This is a genomic window from Candidatus Methylobacter oryzae, assembly GCF_003994235.2.
GTDB classification, from domain to species: Bacteria; Pseudomonadota; Gammaproteobacteria; order Methylococcales; family Methylomonadaceae; genus Methylobacter_A; species Methylobacter_A oryzae.
This window is the reverse complement of the sequence record NZ_RYFG02000077.1, coordinates 1-16,986: the sequence shown is the minus strand read 5'-3', so window position 1 is coordinate 16,986 and position 16,986 is coordinate 1. Positions and strand designations below refer to the sequence as shown.

14 protein-coding genes and 1 CRISPR repeat array are annotated in these 16,986 nt (G+C 50.2%); of the genes, 9 read left to right on the top strand and 5 right to left on the bottom strand.

The window, feature by feature from the left end:
* Nucleotides 1-81 precede the first annotated feature (81 nt).
* The gene (locus EKO24_RS08125) at nucleotides 82-2,094 is read right to left on the bottom strand and encodes an HDOD domain-containing protein (protein WP_127030280.1); all 2,013 of its coding nucleotides are present in this window, start codon (nucleotides 2,092-2,094) and stop codon (nucleotides 82-84) included.
* A gap of 489 nt (nucleotides 2,095-2,583) precedes the next feature.
* On the opposite strand from EKO24_RS08125, the gene EKO24_RS08120 reads away from it, so the two are divergent.
* From EKO24_RS08120 to gap, 5 genes are all read left to right on the top strand, one after another.
* The gene (locus tag EKO24_RS08120; protein WP_127030279.1) at nucleotides 2,584-3,519 is read left to right on the top strand and encodes a Gfo/Idh/MocA family protein; all 936 of its coding nucleotides are present in this window, start codon (nucleotides 2,584-2,586) and stop codon (nucleotides 3,517-3,519) included.
* A gap of 131 nt (nucleotides 3,520-3,650) precedes the next feature.
* Nucleotides 3,651-4,748 carry a DegT/DnrJ/EryC1/StrS family aminotransferase gene (locus EKO24_RS08115; RefSeq protein WP_127030278.1) on the top strand — a complete coding sequence of 366 codons (1,098 nt, stop codon included), beginning with the start codon at nucleotides 3,651-3,653 and terminating at the stop codon, nucleotides 4,746-4,748.
* A gap of 39 nt (nucleotides 4,749-4,787) precedes the next feature.
* Nucleotides 4,788-5,969 carry a lipid-A-disaccharide synthase gene (lpxB, locus tag EKO24_RS08110; RefSeq protein ID WP_127030277.1) on the top strand — a complete coding sequence of 394 codons (1,182 nt, stop codon included), beginning with the start codon at nucleotides 4,788-4,790 and terminating at the stop codon, nucleotides 5,967-5,969.
* Nucleotides 5,970-6,089: 120 nt separating this feature from the next.
* The gene (locus tag EKO24_RS22635; protein ID WP_162853340.1) at nucleotides 6,090-6,227 is read left to right on the top strand and encodes a hypothetical protein; all 138 of its coding nucleotides are present in this window, start codon (nucleotides 6,090-6,092) and stop codon (nucleotides 6,225-6,227) included.
* Nucleotides 6,228-6,420: 193 nt separating this feature from the next.
* Nucleotides 6,421-7,431 (top strand): type I glyceraldehyde-3-phosphate dehydrogenase, encoded by a 1,011-nt coding sequence (gap, locus tag EKO24_RS08105; RefSeq protein WP_127030276.1) that lies wholly within the window; start codon nucleotides 6,421-6,423, stop codon nucleotides 7,429-7,431.
* A 121-nt stretch (nucleotides 7,432-7,552) separates the two neighbouring features.
* Nucleotides 7,553-8,106: a CRISPR direct-repeat array (repeat unit 32 nt; unit sequence GTTTCAATCCACGCGCCTACACGAGGCGCGAC).
* A 245-nt stretch (nucleotides 8,107-8,351) separates the two neighbouring features.
* Here the strand turns inward: gap and EKO24_RS08100 are convergent.
* Nucleotides 8,352-8,675 (bottom strand): rhodanese-like domain-containing protein, encoded by a 324-nt coding sequence (locus EKO24_RS08100; RefSeq protein WP_127030275.1) that lies wholly within the window; start codon nucleotides 8,673-8,675, stop codon nucleotides 8,352-8,354.
* A 2-nt stretch (nucleotides 8,676-8,677) separates the two neighbouring features.
* The gene (locus EKO24_RS08095) at nucleotides 8,678-9,844 is read right to left on the bottom strand and encodes a pyridoxal phosphate-dependent aminotransferase (protein ID WP_127030274.1); all 1,167 of its coding nucleotides are present in this window, start codon (nucleotides 9,842-9,844) and stop codon (nucleotides 8,678-8,680) included.
* 112 nt (nucleotides 9,845-9,956) lie between these two features.
* On the opposite strand from EKO24_RS08095, the gene dksA reads away from it, so the two are divergent.
* Both dksA and gluQRS read left to right on the top strand, forming a co-directional pair.
* Entirely contained in the window at nucleotides 9,957-10,391 is a 435-nt protein-coding gene (gene dksA / locus EKO24_RS08090; protein WP_127030273.1) for an RNA polymerase-binding protein DksA, read from the top strand.
* 2 nt (nucleotides 10,392-10,393) lie between these two features.
* The gene (gluQRS, locus tag EKO24_RS08085; protein WP_127030272.1) at nucleotides 10,394-11,296 is read left to right on the top strand and encodes a tRNA glutamyl-Q(34) synthetase GluQRS; all 903 of its coding nucleotides are present in this window, start codon (nucleotides 10,394-10,396) and stop codon (nucleotides 11,294-11,296) included.
* Nucleotides 11,297-11,326: 30 nt separating this feature from the next.
* On the opposite strand, the gene EKO24_RS08080 is transcribed toward gluQRS, so the two are convergent.
* On the bottom strand, nucleotides 11,327-12,508 hold the full coding sequence (locus tag EKO24_RS08080; RefSeq protein ID WP_127030271.1) for a GGDEF domain-containing protein: 1,182 nt from the start codon (nucleotides 12,506-12,508) through the stop codon (nucleotides 11,327-11,329).
* A gap of 310 nt (nucleotides 12,509-12,818) precedes the next feature.
* Between EKO24_RS08080 and EKO24_RS08075 the strand changes: the two genes are divergently transcribed.
* Nucleotides 12,819-13,892 (top strand): AI-2E family transporter, encoded by a 1,074-nt coding sequence (locus tag EKO24_RS08075; RefSeq protein ID WP_143733200.1) that lies wholly within the window; start codon nucleotides 12,819-12,821, stop codon nucleotides 13,890-13,892.
* A gap of 214 nt (nucleotides 13,893-14,106) precedes the next feature.
* On the opposite strand, the gene EKO24_RS08070 is transcribed toward EKO24_RS08075, so the two are convergent.
* The gene (locus tag EKO24_RS08070) at nucleotides 14,107-15,444 is read right to left on the bottom strand and encodes an alkaline phosphatase family protein (protein WP_127030269.1); all 1,338 of its coding nucleotides are present in this window, start codon (nucleotides 15,442-15,444) and stop codon (nucleotides 14,107-14,109) included.
* A gap of 730 nt (nucleotides 15,445-16,174) precedes the next feature.
* Between EKO24_RS08070 and EKO24_RS08065 the strand changes: the two genes are divergently transcribed.
* Nucleotides 16,175-16,986: condensation domain-containing protein (locus tag EKO24_RS08065; RefSeq protein ID WP_241674436.1), on the top strand; the 812-nt coding region annotated here is incomplete at its 3' end.

Sequence of the window (16,986 nt, the reverse complement as noted above, 5' to 3'; positions counted from 1 at the left end):
GTAACTTTTTGCAACAAGGCAAACGGTAAATGGCCTGGCAGCGGCGGCCGCCGCGCTCGGCGCATTTATTGTAGTAAAAATTTATTTCTTGTCGACGGCACTGCCGGACAACATCACTGTCCTGTTCCGGCCTTCGCTTTTTGCGCGATACATGGCTTGATCGGCAGCTTCGACCATGTCGCTGTAATTGGCATAGCCGGCATTGTACATCGCTATACCAATGCTGACGGTCAATTGAAGATCATGAAATCGTTGGCTCATAACCTTGCCGCGGCGCTCGATTCTCGACCTTATGCGTTCGGCATAAACATAAGCGCCTTTTTCATTCGTATTTTTAAGGATGAATAAAAACTCTTCTCCGCCGTATCGGCCGATAAAGTCTCCAGGCCGGGTCAGGCTGCGCAGTATGTCCGCGACAATCTTCAAAGCATCGTCGCCGGCCTGGTGTCCGCAAGTATCGTTAAATTGTTTGAAGTGATCGATGTCGATAAAGCCGATGGCGATATTGGTCAGCTTTGATTTATCCCGTTGAAAAATTTCGGTCAAAAAATTGTTGGCCATCCGCTTGTTGAAAAGCTGCGTTAAATGGTCGATTTGCGCATGTTTTTTCTGCTGTTCGTATTGTTTTGCGTTAAACATCGCAATGCCCAGTTCATAAGCTATCGGCATGATTTCCGGCAGCAATTGCGCACGTATCGCTTTTTTCGACAGCGAATAGTCGGCATACAGCAGGCCGATCAGGCGGTTGTGGTTCAATACCGGCAGGGCGGTAAATTCAGCTGTATTTAAACGCTGGAGGATTGGGTTGCCGGGTTCTATGTTGGTATTGACGATGACGGCTTTTTTTTCCCGCAAGCATTCCAGTAGTAAGCCGGAAATACCGCCGATGTCGATTTCAAAAGGTTGCAGCGTTTGCGGCAGCATGGCTTCAGGCTGCCAGTAAGAGGCAAGCAGGCAGCGGCGTTTGGGGTCGATGGTGAACATGATGCTGCGGTCGAAAGCAAATTCCGTTTGTATCGCTTCCAGCGTCCGGGGGATGAAGTCGTCGGGGTCCAGGCTGTGATGAGGAGCGGTTAAGCTGGACGATAATTTTTTGCCGGACGTATCGACGGTCTCAACAGGCTTAACCTCGCTTATCTGGCTCAGGTTAATGGTCGCTTTGACTAATGTGGCGCGTAGCGTCGTTAAGCCGGGCAGCTCGACGTCGTAGAATTCTCGAGTCATCCTCATGTCCTGGTCGGCTTGTTGCAGTAGCGCTTCAAGGTCCAGTTGTTCGACATTAAGGGTTTCAAGTACCGTTTTTTGCAGCGTCGAGTGGCTATCGTGGCTGGATGAACCGATGCCCTGTATCCAGGCAATGTAGTTTGCGAAAGAAACCATTGCAATCTCCGCTTCATATTTAGCGTACGGAGATATTTCAGCCGGCAGGCTGTGGTGGCAAGCGACAATCGCGGCGATTGGCGCCGGCAGTTGCCATTCCAGGCAGAAAAGATGTCCGATCTCGGCATGCGTTATGCCGAAAAAACGGCGCTCTTCTTCAATGACGGCATGTTCGTTTTTATCCATCGAAGCAATGAAATCGCTATACGTCATGCGGCCGTGGGTCTCTAAAACCAATTCGCCGATATCGTGCAAGAGCCCGCCGGTATAGACCAAGTCCGGGTCGGGATGCTCGAGTGCGACCGCGATTCTTCTGCTTAAGGAGGCGACATAAAGGCAATGCTGCCAGAAAAATAACAAGTCGAATGCCCGCTTTGAGCCTTCCTGGATCAGCCTGTTATATAGCAGCAGGTTTATCGCCAGTTGTCGCACGGCAGAAAAACCCAGCATCGTGACGGCCTTGTTGATAGAGGTTATCTTGTTCGGTAACGCATACGCGGCGGAATTGACCTGTTTTAGAATTTTTGCCGCGAGTACCGGTTCCGTTTCGATGATCAGCGATAAATGCTCGATTTTGGCGTTGTCGTCTTTGGTCAGCTTTAATAATTTGATCGCGACAGCCGGCAAGATATGAAGATGTTTAATGTCGCCCTGAAGGATTGCGCGCGCCGCTTTTCTTATGCGTTCAATGTTGTCCTTATCTTCATCGGTCATGACATCTTCCTCGTCGTCTAGGTTGGGCTTGGTACTGTAAGCGAAGTCTAATCAATTTTTACCGGAATTTGTGAGAATCGTCGCTGGTATCTGCGAAAACGCATGATTAACTGATGCTATGCCTACAGATAATCAAAAAGCGTAGTCTACGAAAGACACGAAAATACTAGACAGGCCTTCCAGGTTTTCAAAACCTGGAAGGTCTTAACCGGCAATGTTCCGAACAGGCGTGACCTTTAAAGCTGAGTTGAGCAGTTGGTCTGCTCATACGAAACTTATGCCCTTTGGGTATAATAAATGTCGAATAGGATACGGCTGATATTTTTTTCGTGACTTTCGTGGACACTGCGTAACATCAGCCGATCAAAAATCGGCGATATTAGCAACCAAGTACAAAATTTTCTGAATACATAGCGATGGTTTACAATACCGGGCAATAAGTTCGCCCCTGGAGCGGAGTTACAAATAGACAGGATGTAAAATTATCAGATGAAAAAATTAAAATGCGCCGTTATCGGCACCGGTTACTTGGGGAAATTTCACGCGGAAAAATATGCGTCGTTACCGGATTGCGAATTGGTTGCCGTTGTCGATATTGACGAGGCTGCTGCTAAAGCCGTTGCCGAAAAGCACGGGGCAACGGCACTGACGGATTATCAAGGGCTGTTGGGCGAAGTCGATGCGGTCAGCATCGTCGTGCCGACAACCTTGCATCACAAGGTTTCGAAGGATTTCCTGAATGCCGGCGCTCATGTGCTGGTCGAAAAGCCGATTACCGTGACGGTTGAGGAAGCCGACGAATTGATTGCGATTGCCAATGAAAAAAAATTAATTTTTCAGGTTGGCCATCTGGAACGCTTCAATCCGGCGGTTTTGGGACTGGATAAGGAAGAAAAGCCGCTGTTTATCGAATCTCACCGCCTGTCGCCGTTTAATCCGCGCGCGAATGACGTCAGCGTCGTACTGGACCTGATGATTCACGACATCGATATTATCCTGGCCTTGGTCGATTCCGAAGTGGAGCGCATCGATGCGAGCGGTACGGCGGTGTTAACGCAAGGCACCGATATTGCGAATGCCCGGCTGCTGTTTAAAAACGGCTGCGTGGCGAATGTGACGGCCAGCCGGATCAGCATGAAGATGGAGCGCAAAATGCGTATGTTCAGGCCGTCTTCTTATGTCTCGGTGGATTTCCAGAATCGCATTTTGACTAAACATCGCACCGGTACAAAAGAGATGTTCCCCGGCATTCCGGAAATAGAAACCGAAGAATCGGTTTTTGAAAGCGGCGATGCGCTGCTCGAAGAGATCAAGCATTTTGTGAATTGCATTCATACCGGGGAAAATCCGCTGGTTTCCGGTGAAGCCGGGAAGAGGGCGCTGGAAACAGCGATAGCGATTACCCGGTTATTGGGCGATAAATAACTCCTAGTATTAAAACCATGCAGGGTACGCTGTGCGTACCTTTCATCAGCCGGCATTAATTAAACGGTACGCCCAGCGTACCCTACATGATTGCACCCAAGTTAACAGATAAACACAAAGGCAATAAAAACATGATACCAATGGTAAACCTGAAGGCTCAATATGCTGAGATTAAAGACGAAATTGAGCGAGGTCTGGCTGAGACAATCGAAAATTGCTCGTTTATATTAGGCCCTAACGTTCAGGCCTTTGAAAAGGAAACCGCCGAGTATTTAGGCGTTAAACACGCGATTGCGGTCGCGTCCGGAACCGACGCGCTGCATCTGGCCTTGATTGCCGAAGGTATCGGCGCCGGCGACGAAGTGATTACTACCGCGTTTACTTTTATCGCGACTGCGGAAGCCATCAAATATGTCGGTGCAACTCCGGTTTTTGTCGATATCGATCCGAAGACTTTCAATATCTCGCCGGAAGCGATAGAAAAAGCCATTACGCCGAAAACCAAAGCGGTGATGCCGGTACATTTATTCGGCCAGCCGGCGGATATGACAGCGATTAAGCAGCTATGCGATCAACATAATCTAAAGTTGATCGAAGATTGCTGCCAGTCGTTCGGCGCGAGCATCAACGGCAAGCAAACCGGTTCCATCGGTCATGCAGCCGGTTTCAGCTTTTTTCCCAGCAAAAATCTGGGCGCATTCGGCGACGGCGGCCTGGTGGTGACCAATTCCGACGAGACTGCGGCAAAGCTGAAAATGCTGCACAATCATGGTTCGGAGGTTCGCTATTATCACGACGTGATCGGCTACAACAGCCGGCTTGATGAAATGCAGGCGGTCATACTAAGAGCCAAATTAAAACGTATCGATCAATACAACCAAGGCCGCCGCCATGCCGGACGTCTTTATTCGGAACTGATGGCCGATTTGCCGCTGACGACGCCGTTTGAAGACGGTTTGGGCGAGCATGTTTATCACCAGTACACTTTGCTGTGCGACCGTCGCGACGAAGTCATCAAAGCCTTGCAGGAAAAACAGATCGGCTGCGCGATCTATTATCCGGTGCCGTTGCATCGCCAGAATGTATTTAAAGACGAATATGCTAATGTCAGCCTGCCGGCGACCGAATCTGTCGCGGCCAACTGTTTGTCATTGCCGATTTGCCCGTTCCTGAAGGATGACGAAGTCAGGGAAATTGTTTCGGTTATCCGGGGCGTTTTAACGGCCTAGAATGATGATGTAGGGTACGCTGTGCGTACCACTTTATAAATGCTACAAAGATACGCTACCCTACCTGAGCTTGAAATCTTGCAACATAAACCCTTAAAAATCCTGTTCAGCGCCGGAGAATCGTCCGGCGATCAACACGCCGCGAATATGTTCCTGGAGCTGCAAAAACAGCAGCCGGACATTAAAGGCATTGGCATGGGCGGCGCCAAAATGGCCCAGGCGGGCATCGATATTCGTTACGATTCGGCTAATATCGCGGTTATCGGCGTTGTTGAAGTGATCAAGCATTATGGCGAAATTCGCCGCGCGTTAAAGTTGATGCAACAGTTAGTTTCAAGCGAGCGCCCCGACTTGGTGGTGTGCGTCGACTACAAGGAATTCAACTTCAAGCTGGCGCGCTACGCCAAACGACAAGGCATTAAGGTCTTGTTTTATGTGAGTCCCCAGGTCTGGGCATGGCGGCCGGGGCGGGTAAAAGCTTACGGCAAAGTCATCGACATGATGGCGGTGATATTCCCGTTCGAGACGGCTTATTACGATGCCGAAAACGTGCCGGTGCGCTACGTAGGCCATCCTTCGGTCGATAAAGTTCATGCCCGACACAGCAAAGATGAAGATTTAGCCCGTTTCGGACTGGACCGGAACAAACCGGTAGTTGGTTTATTGCCGGGCAGCCGCGCGAACGAAATCAAGCGCATGCTGCCGGTTATGCTGGCCGCCGCCGGGAAAGTACAGGCCGGTTTGCCGGAAACCCAGTTTATCTTGCCGCAAGCCGACTCAATCGGTGACGCACTGCTTGAAGAATATCTGCAACAGTCGCCGCTTGTTATTAAGGTAATAAAAAACCAGCCTTACGACGTGATTCAATGTTGCGATGCGGTGATGACGACGTCGGGCACGGCAACATTGGAAATTGCTTTGCTGGTCGTGCCGATGGTGATTGCCTACAAGCTTTCGTCGGTCACCTATTGGCTGGGGCGATGGCTGGTCAATACGCCTTTCATCGGTTTGCCGAATATTGTGTCCGCTAAACGTATCATAAAGGAATTGATTCAGCACGACGCGACAGCCGAAAACCTGGCTGTAGAAATAATGCGGATATTGACCGATACGGCTTATGCCGAGCAAATGCGCGAAAACCTGATGCATGTTAAACAGCAGTTGGGGCAGGGCGGCGGCTCAAAGAATATGGCTCAGCTGGCGTTGGAGATGCTGAACTGATATTCAAGCGAGAAAACCAAGCGACAACGTAAGTTTTTCTGTTAATCTTGATCGGTCGATAACCGTCGGCATGACAAGTTTTAATAACCAAACTATGCATAGCAGCGCGAGGAGGGGATTATGGATATTGGAACCGGACTTAAATTGCTGGCCTTCATGTTTTGGCCTGTTTTATTGATGCTTATAGCTTACCTGGTCGACAGGAAAGGCTTTAAAAGGCGCTGGGAAAGATTCAAACAGAGCGGTTTTTTTAAATAAATTTATAAACATCCGGGCGGCTTTGTTAGTTGCAAAGCTGCCCGGATGTTGTTTGAGAAATTTCTTGTGTCTGCGTGAGGGATGTTCTCGCCGATCTGGGAAGCGGTTCGGAAGCATTTTTACTGTTAACGAGCGGCTGTTCCAGGCATGATTTTAAAATACGCAGTATTAAACATTTTAGGAGAGATTTATTATGGCGATAAAAGTAGGCATTAACGGTTTTGGTCGTATAGGACGGCTTGTTTTCAGGGCCGCGATCGACAATCCCGAAGTCGAGATAGTAGGGATCAACGACCCGTTTATCGATCTTGAGTACATGAAATATATGCTGGTTTACGACACCGTGCACGGCAAATTCCAAGGCTCGGTTGATATCGAAGGCGGTAAATTGATAGTCAATGGTAAGGCTACAAGCGTATATGCATCCATGAAGGCGGAAGAGATTCCATGGAGCGAATGCGGTGCCGAGTACGTTGTTGAATCGACCGGTGTATTTACTACTGTCGACACGGCTTCCGCTCACTTCAAGGGTGGAGCCAAGAAAGTTATCATTAGCGCTCCTTCGGCGGATGCCCCAATGTTTGTGATGGGCGTTAACCAAGACAAGTACGCCAAGGACATGAACGTTGTTTCAAACGCATCATGCACTACAAACTGTCTTGCTCCGCTGGCAAAAGTCGTCAACGACAATTTCGGCATCGTGGAAGGCCTGATGACGACCGTTCACTCGGTAACCGCCACTCAAAAGACGGTTGACGGCCCTTCAAAGAAAGACTGGAGAGGCGGGCGCGGCGCCGGTTTCAATATCATCCCTTCCTCAACCGGTGCCGCCAAGGCCGTTGGCAAGGTTATTCCCGAATTGAACGGCAAGCTTACCGGCATGGCGTTCAGGGTTCCCACCGCCGACGTATCCGTTGTCGACTTGACGGTTCGCCTTGAAAAAGCCGCCAGCTATGATGAAATCAAGGCTGTCATTAAGAAAGCTTCCGAAAATGAATTGAAGGGCATTCTTGGATATACCGAAGACGAAGTGGTTTCATCCGACTTCATCCACGATCCCCGCACCTCGATATTCGATGCAAAAGCCGGTATTGCGTTGAACAACAATTTTGTAAAGCTGGTGTCGTGGTACGACAATGAATGGGGATATTCGAATAAGGTTGTCGAATTGATCGCCCATATGGCAAAAGTTGACGTAGCGTAAGGATTTATTGCGATACGGAAGGCCCGGCAGGAATGCCGGGCCTTTTTTGTTTTGGCGGACCATGCACTTTACCTAGGCGAGGCGCAACGGTCCGGCTCTCTTTGTATTGAGCGCCCCACAAGTTTCAATCCACGCGCCTACACGAGGCGCGACAGCCGCTAAAATGGGCCGGCAGTGATGTTGACAGTTTCAATCCACGCGCCTACACGAGGCGCGACCTTTCTACTGGTAACATAGATGCATCGACAGGCGTTTCAATCCACGCGCCTACACGAGGCGCGACGTCTATTAGAGGCAACATTATGGCAGAACAATTTGTTTCAATCCACGCGCCTACACGAGGCGCGACGCCTTCGTGCCAAGTTGCGTGCTTGTTCGGCGGTTTCAATCCACGCGCCTACACGAGGCGCGACATAGAGCCACAAAACGCTTGGTTGGCTACATCGAGTTTCAATCCACGCGCCTACACGAGGCGCGACCTGTTAGGGCAGGGGGTAACTCATGGATAACAGTTTCAATCCACGCGCCTACACGAGGCGCGACAAATATCAAAGACTCTACTCCGTCATTGGCAGGTTTCAATCCACGCGCCTACACGAGGCGCGACATTGGCATGCAAAATCAGTTTCGCTATGGCTGCCGCGTTTCAATCCACGCGCCTACACGAGGCGCGACGGCGTAGGCTTAACCGGTTGAATTTAACGGCCGAAAAGCCGAATATTTGCGAACCGGTCAAAGCATCTGCCGGAAACATTTTAAGTTATTTCTTTGAGGCAATAAAAATAATTAATAATCAACGGATTATGTAATACGTGAAATATCGGTTTTTTATGTGGGCTTCAGGTTCGCACCATGATAAACAAGGCCAAGTTAATAGTTAGGCATTGGCTGTACGGATTTGAACGTCCGGGTTTCGCGGCTTAATATCTCGGCACCGAACTATCGCACTCGCAAGACCACGCGTCGATTCCGCCGGTTAAATTGATAACGTTCTTGAAGCCCGAATGGATAAGGTACATGCAGGCTTGCCGGCTGCGTACGCCGTGGTGGCAAATCACTACTATTTCTTGTTCGGGGTCCAGCTCGTCCAATCTTTGCGGAATTTGATTAAGCGGAATCAGGACGCTGTTCGCTATGCGGGCATATTCAAATTCATTGGCTTCCCTGACATCCAATAGAAAGAGATGCGGCTCGTTTTGAATCCTGGTTTGTAATTCAGTCGCTGATATTTGTTTGATGGACATAGTTATCCCCGGCTAATAAATCGTTCTAATCGTTGCATCGCGATAGCCATTCTAGCTATCGATGTCGTATAAGCAAAGCGGACGTAGCGGTTAGCTTCATGAAGCCCAAAATCCTTGCCCGGCGTTATGGCGACGCCTTCCGCCTCCAGCAAATCCATCGCGAATTGAAAGCTGTCATCGGTAAACTTCGCACAGTTGGCGTAAATATAAAACGCGCCGTCCGGTTTAATCGGAATATCGAAACCCAAGCCTAACAATGCGTCGTAAAGAAAATCGCGCCGTTTGTTAAATTCGGCGCGTCTAAGTTCAAGCTCGGCCAGCGTGATTGGGTCGAATGCGGCTATTGCAGCGTATTGCGAGTGGGTTGCGGTGGCGATAAATATATTTTGCGCCAGTTTTTCGGTCGCATCGACAAACTCTTCCGGCACTATCAGCCAGCCGACGCGCCAGCCGGTCATGCCGAAATACTTCGAAAAACTGTTGATTACAAATACATTGTCACTGAAAGCCAATGCGGTCGAAGCTTTTTCGCCGTAAACTAGGCCATGATAAATTTCATCGGAATAAAAGCAGCCACCTAACGCGTTAACGGTGTGAATGGCTTGTTTTAATTGATCCGGAGCAATAATGGTGCCGGTCGGATTCGACGGCGATGCAATCAACGCGCCTTTAGTCGCTTCATGCCAATGCCGCTCGATTAGCGCCGCAGTCAATTGATAACGGCTGTCGGCATTGACGGCAACGGTTCTGGCTTTGCCGTCGAACAACTTAACGAAATTGCTGTTGCAGGGATAGCACGGGTCCGCCATCAGTAATTCCTCCGACGGATTAAGGCTGGCTCCAAGCGCCAATAGAAAGGCTCCGGAAGCTCCCGGCGTTATAAAAATACGCTTTTTGTCGACTGTTACCGAATAACGTTGTTGATAAAACTCGGCTATTTTCTCACGCAGCTCGGGCAGTCCCGCAGCCGGGGTATATTTCACTTCGCCGGTTTGAAGTTGTCTAATGCCGGCTTCGACAATAGTCTCCGGCGTAGCAAAATCGGGTTCGCCGATTTCCATGTGAATAACGTCTTTGCCTTGAGTTTCCAGTTGTTTTGCGCGTCGCAATAATTCCATTACATAAAAGGGTGAGATACCCAGAGTCCGTCCTGCCAGCCGTTTGCTCATAATGTCGATACTAGTCACAAAAGATTCGCATGATACCAATAAACCTTGCTATCCGTTTGCTATTCTGCTAAAAATGCGCGGTTTTATTTAATCTTGTCTTAGGAGTTAATGGATGACCGATAGTTCTAAAACTGGCGCATCACCTTTCAGTTTTAAGCCGTATCAAGAAAAAGAAGGCGAAGAATATATGAGTAATGCCCAATTGGAGCATTTTGAGACTATTCTGAAAAACTGGAAAGGCGAATTAATGCATGAGGTTGATCGCACTGTGCATCACATGCAAGATGACGCATCTAATTTTCCTGATCCTAATGACCGAGCGTCTCAGGAGTCGGAATTCAGTCTGGAATTAAGAACCCGTGATCGTGAACGGCGGCTGATCAAGAAAATTGATGAAGCCCTTAAAGAAATTGAATCAGGGGATTATGGTTATTGCGAATCTTGCGGCATTGAAATCGGCATACGCCGTCTTGAAGCCAGACCGACTGCCACGCTGTGCATCGATTGCAAGACACTCGATGAAATTCGTGAAAAACAAATGGGTTAAGTCTGGATAAACAACCCGCTATTGGCCGGTTTGCTCCGTCGCCCACCGGCCCTTTACATCTCGGTTCCCTGTACACGGCTCTTGCCGGCTTTCTTCAAGCCCGTTCACAACAAGGCCTTTGGCTTTTACGCATCGACGATCTCGACACTCCCAGAAATGTAAAAGGTTCCGCCGATACTATTCTAAAGACGCTGGAAACTTTTGGTTTGCATTGGGACGGCGAAGTTTATTATCAAAGTCGGCATATCGACGTTTATAACGCCGTTATCGACGATCTCCGCAAAAACAAGCTGGTCTATCCATGCACATGCAGCAGGAAAACGTTGGCAGTTTTCGACAGCGGACCGTCGCAAGCCGATATTTACCCCGGCATCTGCCGCGACCGGCAAGTCCCGCTTGATACGCCTCATGCGTTGCGCGTCAAAACCGATAGCCGCGTCGTTGCGTTCCAAGATGAGCTGCAAGGCCTGATTTCGCATAACATTGCCGAGCAGGACGGCGATTTTATCGTGAAGCGCAAAGACGGGATTATCGCTTATCAATTTGCGGTGGTGATTGACGATGACTTGCAGCACGTTAACCGGATCGTTCGCGGTTTCGACTTACTGGATGCAACGCCCAAGCAGATCTACCTGCAACAGCTGCTGGGACTTTCAACGCCTCATTATATGCATGTTCCTGTCATTGTTGACGAGCAAGGTTATAAGCTCAGCAAGCAAACTCAGGCAATGGCGGTTGATCTAAGTTCGCCTGATCGCGTTATTTTTCAGCTGCTGATTTTATTAAAGCAGAATCCGCCTGTTGAATTACAAGAAGCTTCGTTAACCGAGCTATTGGGCTGGGCGATTCAGCATTGGAATCCTGTGTTGTTAAAAAATACGCACGCGGTCGGTTGCGATTATTAGCGGGCAATACCGCATCTTTAGCGATTTCAGTTAGCCTGCTGGCTTGAAGCACAATGAATGCATGATTACCTGGTTGCGGCCTGCCTGCTTGGCGCGGTACATGGCCTGGTCCGCGGCAGCGACCAATGAAGAAAATTGCAATCCGGCATGTATGGAATCCGATACGCCAATGCTAATGGTGCTGCGCAGGACTTTATCGCCGAATTCCATAACCTGCGCCTCATAGTTCTGGCGCAGCCGGTCGGCTAATACCCAGGCATCTTTTTCTGTCGTAGAAGGCAACAAAATACAAAATTCCTCGCCTCCGTAGCGGGCAAAGTAATCGTCGCTACGAATCGTCTTTTGCGCCACTTCAGCCAAGCGCCTCAAAACTTCGTCGCCAACCGGGTGGCCGTAACGGTCATTGATAGACTTGAAATGGTCGACGTCGATCATCATCACGGCCAGCGAATCTCCGGTCCGCGTACACCGTGCCGATAGGCGGGCCGCTTCTTGTTCCAGGCTCCGCCGATTCAACGCCCCTGTCAATGAATCGCTTAATGCCAGTTTTTGCAGGTCTGCGGAAAGCCGGTAATTGATCATCAGCACGAACCCAAAGGACATACACATCTGCATCATGCTGCCGATAAAGAAACTTGCCGGATTAATGGGGGTTGGCGAATAAAGACCGTAAGTATTTGGCGGAGCCAGAAAAACGACTATCCCTCTAATCAATAATGTTGCCGAAACTATCGCAAACGATGCACCGGTAAACCAATACGCGGTACGTAACGGTTGTTCTATCCTGATGAATAACGCGCGGGCGCAGGCTATATTAGCCAAGGAGTATACTAACGAATTAGCGACGGCGCGAGCATGGACGTCGGGATGGAGAATAACAAACCAGATGTTTTGAATAAATACCAGTCCAGCCAGTATCCATGGAATATAAATGTTGCAGTGTCCGGACTTGAATGCCTGTATGCCGTTGAATTGAAAGCCTATCCCTGCTATCGCCAAGGTGGCGCCGAATACCAGAACCCAGGTACTGGCGGATATTTCCTGTTGGAAATAAGAAAGCCCTAAACCCATCCCGATGCATAAGCCGCCGAGCGCCCAGTGCTGTACTCCGCGGGTATTACCGGCATGTAACCCTGCCAGTGTCAGAAGACCGGAAAACAGTATCGTCAACGCGGACATCATCACCAGCATCGTGCGAGAGTCGAGATTCATGGCTTAATCGGATAGTTGGCGAAGATGTTAAATTGGATGAGCACAGTATTTTTGTATTATGTTCGTGTTAAAAAGGGCTACCTATATTCCCGGCAAAAATTGCCGGCTTATAGAAAGTGATAATACTCCAATTAGCAGGCGGTTTGACATTTGAGCGTTTCATTATATAGCAGCCGTCCTGTAACGGCAGTGCTTAATCACTACAATCTACCAGTAAAAACAGTATCGGCCACATATTAAACAGCTAAACTATGAATATTGTTTGAAAATCAGGCTTAACATATAACTGTTCACTTTTCGAGGCACAGGTATGAACGATCCCATAGTTAACACGCCGATACGGCAGTTGATTCCCGGCATTCTGCTGGCTGCCCTTTTATTGCTGGGTTTTATGGTGTTGCGTGAATTTTTGCTGACCCTGACGTGGGCGTTGATTATCGCCTATGTGGCATGGCCGCCTTACCGCTATTTAAGACGGCGGCTCAAAGGCAATGCCGCGCTCAGTGCAGCGGTAATGACAGCGGCTATTGCAATGATGATTTTCCTGACTTTCTACTGGCTGGTCGCCATGTTTCAGAATGAATGGCAAACTGCTTTTCAAATGTTAGGAAACAGTTTTAATCAGGGTACTTACCGTTTGCCGGACTTTATCCGCGATATTCCCTGGCTGGGCAATATGGCGCAGAAATGGTTGGAGCGCTTGAGTGAGGACCAAACAGCAGTGATGGCGCAATTTGCAAATTGGGCGAGGCAATGGTCAGGCGAATTCGCCAGTTTTCTCGGCGGCGTCGGCCGCTACATTGTCAATTTGGGGGTTGTGCTGATTACCGTGTTTTTTTGTTTCCGCGACGGCGAAGAGGCTGTTAAGCAACTGAATCGCGGTTTAGTACGCTTTCTCGGAAAATATCAGCATGTTTATCTGCAAGCAGCCGGGGACACTACCCGGGCAGTCGTTTATGGGCTCGTGCTTGCCGCGTTGGGGCAGGGCATGCTGGCCGGATTGGGCTATTATGTCGCCGGTGTTAAAGCTCCGGTGCTGTTGGGCATAGTGACTGCATTGCTAGCAATGATTCCGTTCGGCGCGACGCTGGTGTGGCTGTCTCTGAGCATCATGCTGATGCTGACGGGACAGCACTGGCAGGGCATAGGGTTGATGCTCTGGGGAGTATTGGTAGTCAGCACTGTGGATAATGTGATCCGCCCTCTGGTCATCAGCGGTGCCGGCCGGATACCGTTTTTGGTGGTACTGTTCGGCGTTCTTGGCGGCCTCTCGGCTTTCGGCATTATCGGGCTTTTTTTGGGACCGGTTATTTTGGCCGTTCTGCTGGCGGTCTGGAAAGCATGGTTAAAGCTGCAACAGCACGAAGAAGATACGCGTGCCTGAATAACGGAGAGTTATTAGACCTTCCAGGTTTTTACTGGAGCCGCTCCCGGCGGGCTCCAGCACTTCTGACTTCCATGGATGGAGGAAATGCCGAGGACTGCCCTGAGCAGTCTCGGCCGCCATCCCTGGCAGTCGTAAAACTTGGAAGGTCTGCCTTGCGATAGGCTTCTCTCCTCAGGTCTTGCGCAGCAGGGCAATATTCTCCAAACAAGGCTTATTGGTCGAACTCGAACGCCCCCTCCAAACCGTTAGCCTTGGCGTCCCTGCCGCTAAGCGGCGCCAAGCCGAAGCGGTTTTCTATCAATTTCAGGATTGACGTGGTGTCGTAGAGCGTATGGTCTACGTAGCCTTTCTTCGCGAACGGCGACACGATGATGGCAGGAATGCGAGTCCCCGGTCCCCAGCGATCGCCCTCGGGCGGTGCAACATGATCCCAAAAACCGCCGTATTCGTCATAAGTAATGACGATTGCCGTGTTGGGCCAGGCCGTACTGCCCTGAATAGCATCAACGACCTCCTTCACTTCCCGGTCGGCATCGAGGATGCTGGAGTGGCCGGGATGCTGATCTTTTTTGCCTGAAGGCTTAAAGAAAGCCACTTGCGGAAAATTGCCTTTGAGATCGGCGAACAGTTGGTTCTTATCTTTTAAATGCTCGGCCCGCGCCCGGCTGTCCGGTGCGTAATTGGCATAATAAACAAAAGGCTGATGATGATAGGCAAAGTGATCATTGGTTTTCCGTCCGGCGACGGCATCGTCCCAGCCGTCGGCGTACCATGCCCAGGAAATATTTTTTTCCGACAGGCGATCGCCGATAGTCGCTTGATACTGCACAGGCAGCCGGTTGTTTGAGTGGGCGGGATCGAACGGGGGAAAGTGCGGCTGGATGGTGTTGACGGCATAACCGTCTTCGGTAACGCCCGGATCGTTGATCGGCCTGCTGGTGGCGGGATCGTTTTTCCATTGACGAAGTTCGGCCGGCGCATCCTTAAATACCGGCGTGCAGGCGCAGATCAGCCATTGATGATTCAAGAACGAACCGCCGAATGCCGCCTGGAAAAAATTATCGGCCAGCGTGAATTCCTTTGCATAGTTCCACAGCGCCGTGCCGGACAAATCGTAGTATCCCATCACCAGCCCTCCGGCTGAGGAGAGCTGGGCAAAGCGATCGTTGCGGCCGCCGTTGAGTTGCATCTGATGGATGAAGAAGCGGTGCGTCAGGTCAGGATGGGTTTCGTTGAGCTTTGCATAGGGAGCGATATTGAATGAGCGATTCTCCAGATTGGCAGGCAGGAAAGACTTATTGCCGTTCCTTATTGCCGGCAGCGTTTTATAAGGCTGTCCGTTGTCATCTACCTGCAGCGGTGCGTTTTCGGCGTTGGCAAGGCCATCGGCGTCGGGAAACACGCCGAACAGGCTATCGAAGCTGCGGTTTTCAAGATAAATGACGACGATATGCTCGATGCGGTTCAAGCCTTCCGGCTCAGTTCGGGCCGTAGCAGGCAGCAACAGGGTTAGCGCCGTTAAAAAGGCCGCTATGCGGTTAATTGTCATGGTGACTTCCGTTTGGATAAATAAGTTTTATGATGGGGTTGGCGACAAAACAGTCTGGCACGATTCTATGAAAATTTCATTACTGCAGAGTTAAAACCGGGGAACGTCATTCAATATGAATAGAAGAACTTTTCTTATACCCAGAGGGCATAAGTTTCGTTTGAGCAGACACGCTTGCTCAACTCAGCTTTAAATTCGCGCTCTCATGTGGAGCGTTTGTTGTTGCCGGGAGTTATCCGGTATTCATCGAAAGAAACACGGCGGACAAGTGGTGATACCTTTTTGGGGCTCGCGCAGATTACCGGTAGAAAACAAAGCTTATTCAAGCGGCCTTATCGCGACGCCCAAAACCCCGCTTTTCATCAGCCGGGGAATCGGTTGGGCAATTGCTCCTGCATCCATGCAGTCGACGGATGACACGGATAATTACGGATTTAATTAGGCTTGGGTTAAAAATCCGTGTAAATCCGTCCTATCCGTGCCATCCGTGTTCTATTGAGCATACGCTAATAGTCGTGGCTTAGACAAAGAGGGCTAGCGTCATCGCCAAATAAAAACAGCTCCAGCCGATAGGTAGTCGCACTTATTGATTGAATATATTGAACATTTTATCCTGCAAGCACATGGACAACACCAACCGGTCTTCAAGGGTGAACGTAACAGGTCATAAGGATTATGCCGCCTAGACTGTAATACCAAGAAACGCTTACACTTTAGGGAAATATCGAACATGAGTTTACTTGTTTCATCTACGGGATCACCAGAACCGCCTCAAAAATCCGTAACCGGACAGTTTCCGGAATCGGTAGAGCTAAAGCAGGAAATGATTGAGTCGATGGAGCGGCTGTTGGATTACTGGCAGGTCCGGCTGCTGGATTACTGGAAGCTCCGTTTATCGGGAGCGCCAAACCTGGAGCTGCCGACCGACAGGCCGCGTCCGGCCGAACAGTCCTACCGCGGAGAGAACCGCTCCTTCAGCTTATCGCCGGACTTGGCCGAAGCCTTGAAAGCCTTGAGCCGGCATGAAGGCGTGACTTTTTTCATGACCTTGGCGGCCGCGTTCCAGGTACTGTTGCACCGCTATAGCGGCCAGGACGACATTGTGATCGGTACGCCGACCGCTGGACGGAGCCGTCTGGAACTCGAAAGCTCAATCGGATTTTTTATTAATACGCTGGTGTTGCGTATCGACCTGTCCGGTAATCCGGGGTTCCGGGAACTGCTCGCGCAAGTTCGGGAAGTGACGGTCGGCGCTTACGCGAACCAGGACATCCCGTTTGAAAAACTGGTCGAGGCCCTGCACCCGCAACGCGATCTGAGCCGCAATCCGCTGTTCCAGGTCATGTTCGTGTTTCGGAACACCCCGGAGGATCCGCTGCATTTGCAGGGGATGAACCCGGAGCCGAGCCAGGCCGGTAACGGCACGACCCAGTTCGACCTGACCCTGGAATTGACGGAAACCCCGCAGGGTTTGTCCGGCCGGGTCGAGTACGCGACCGACTTGTTCGAGGCCGCGACGATCGAGCGGCTGATCGGCCATTT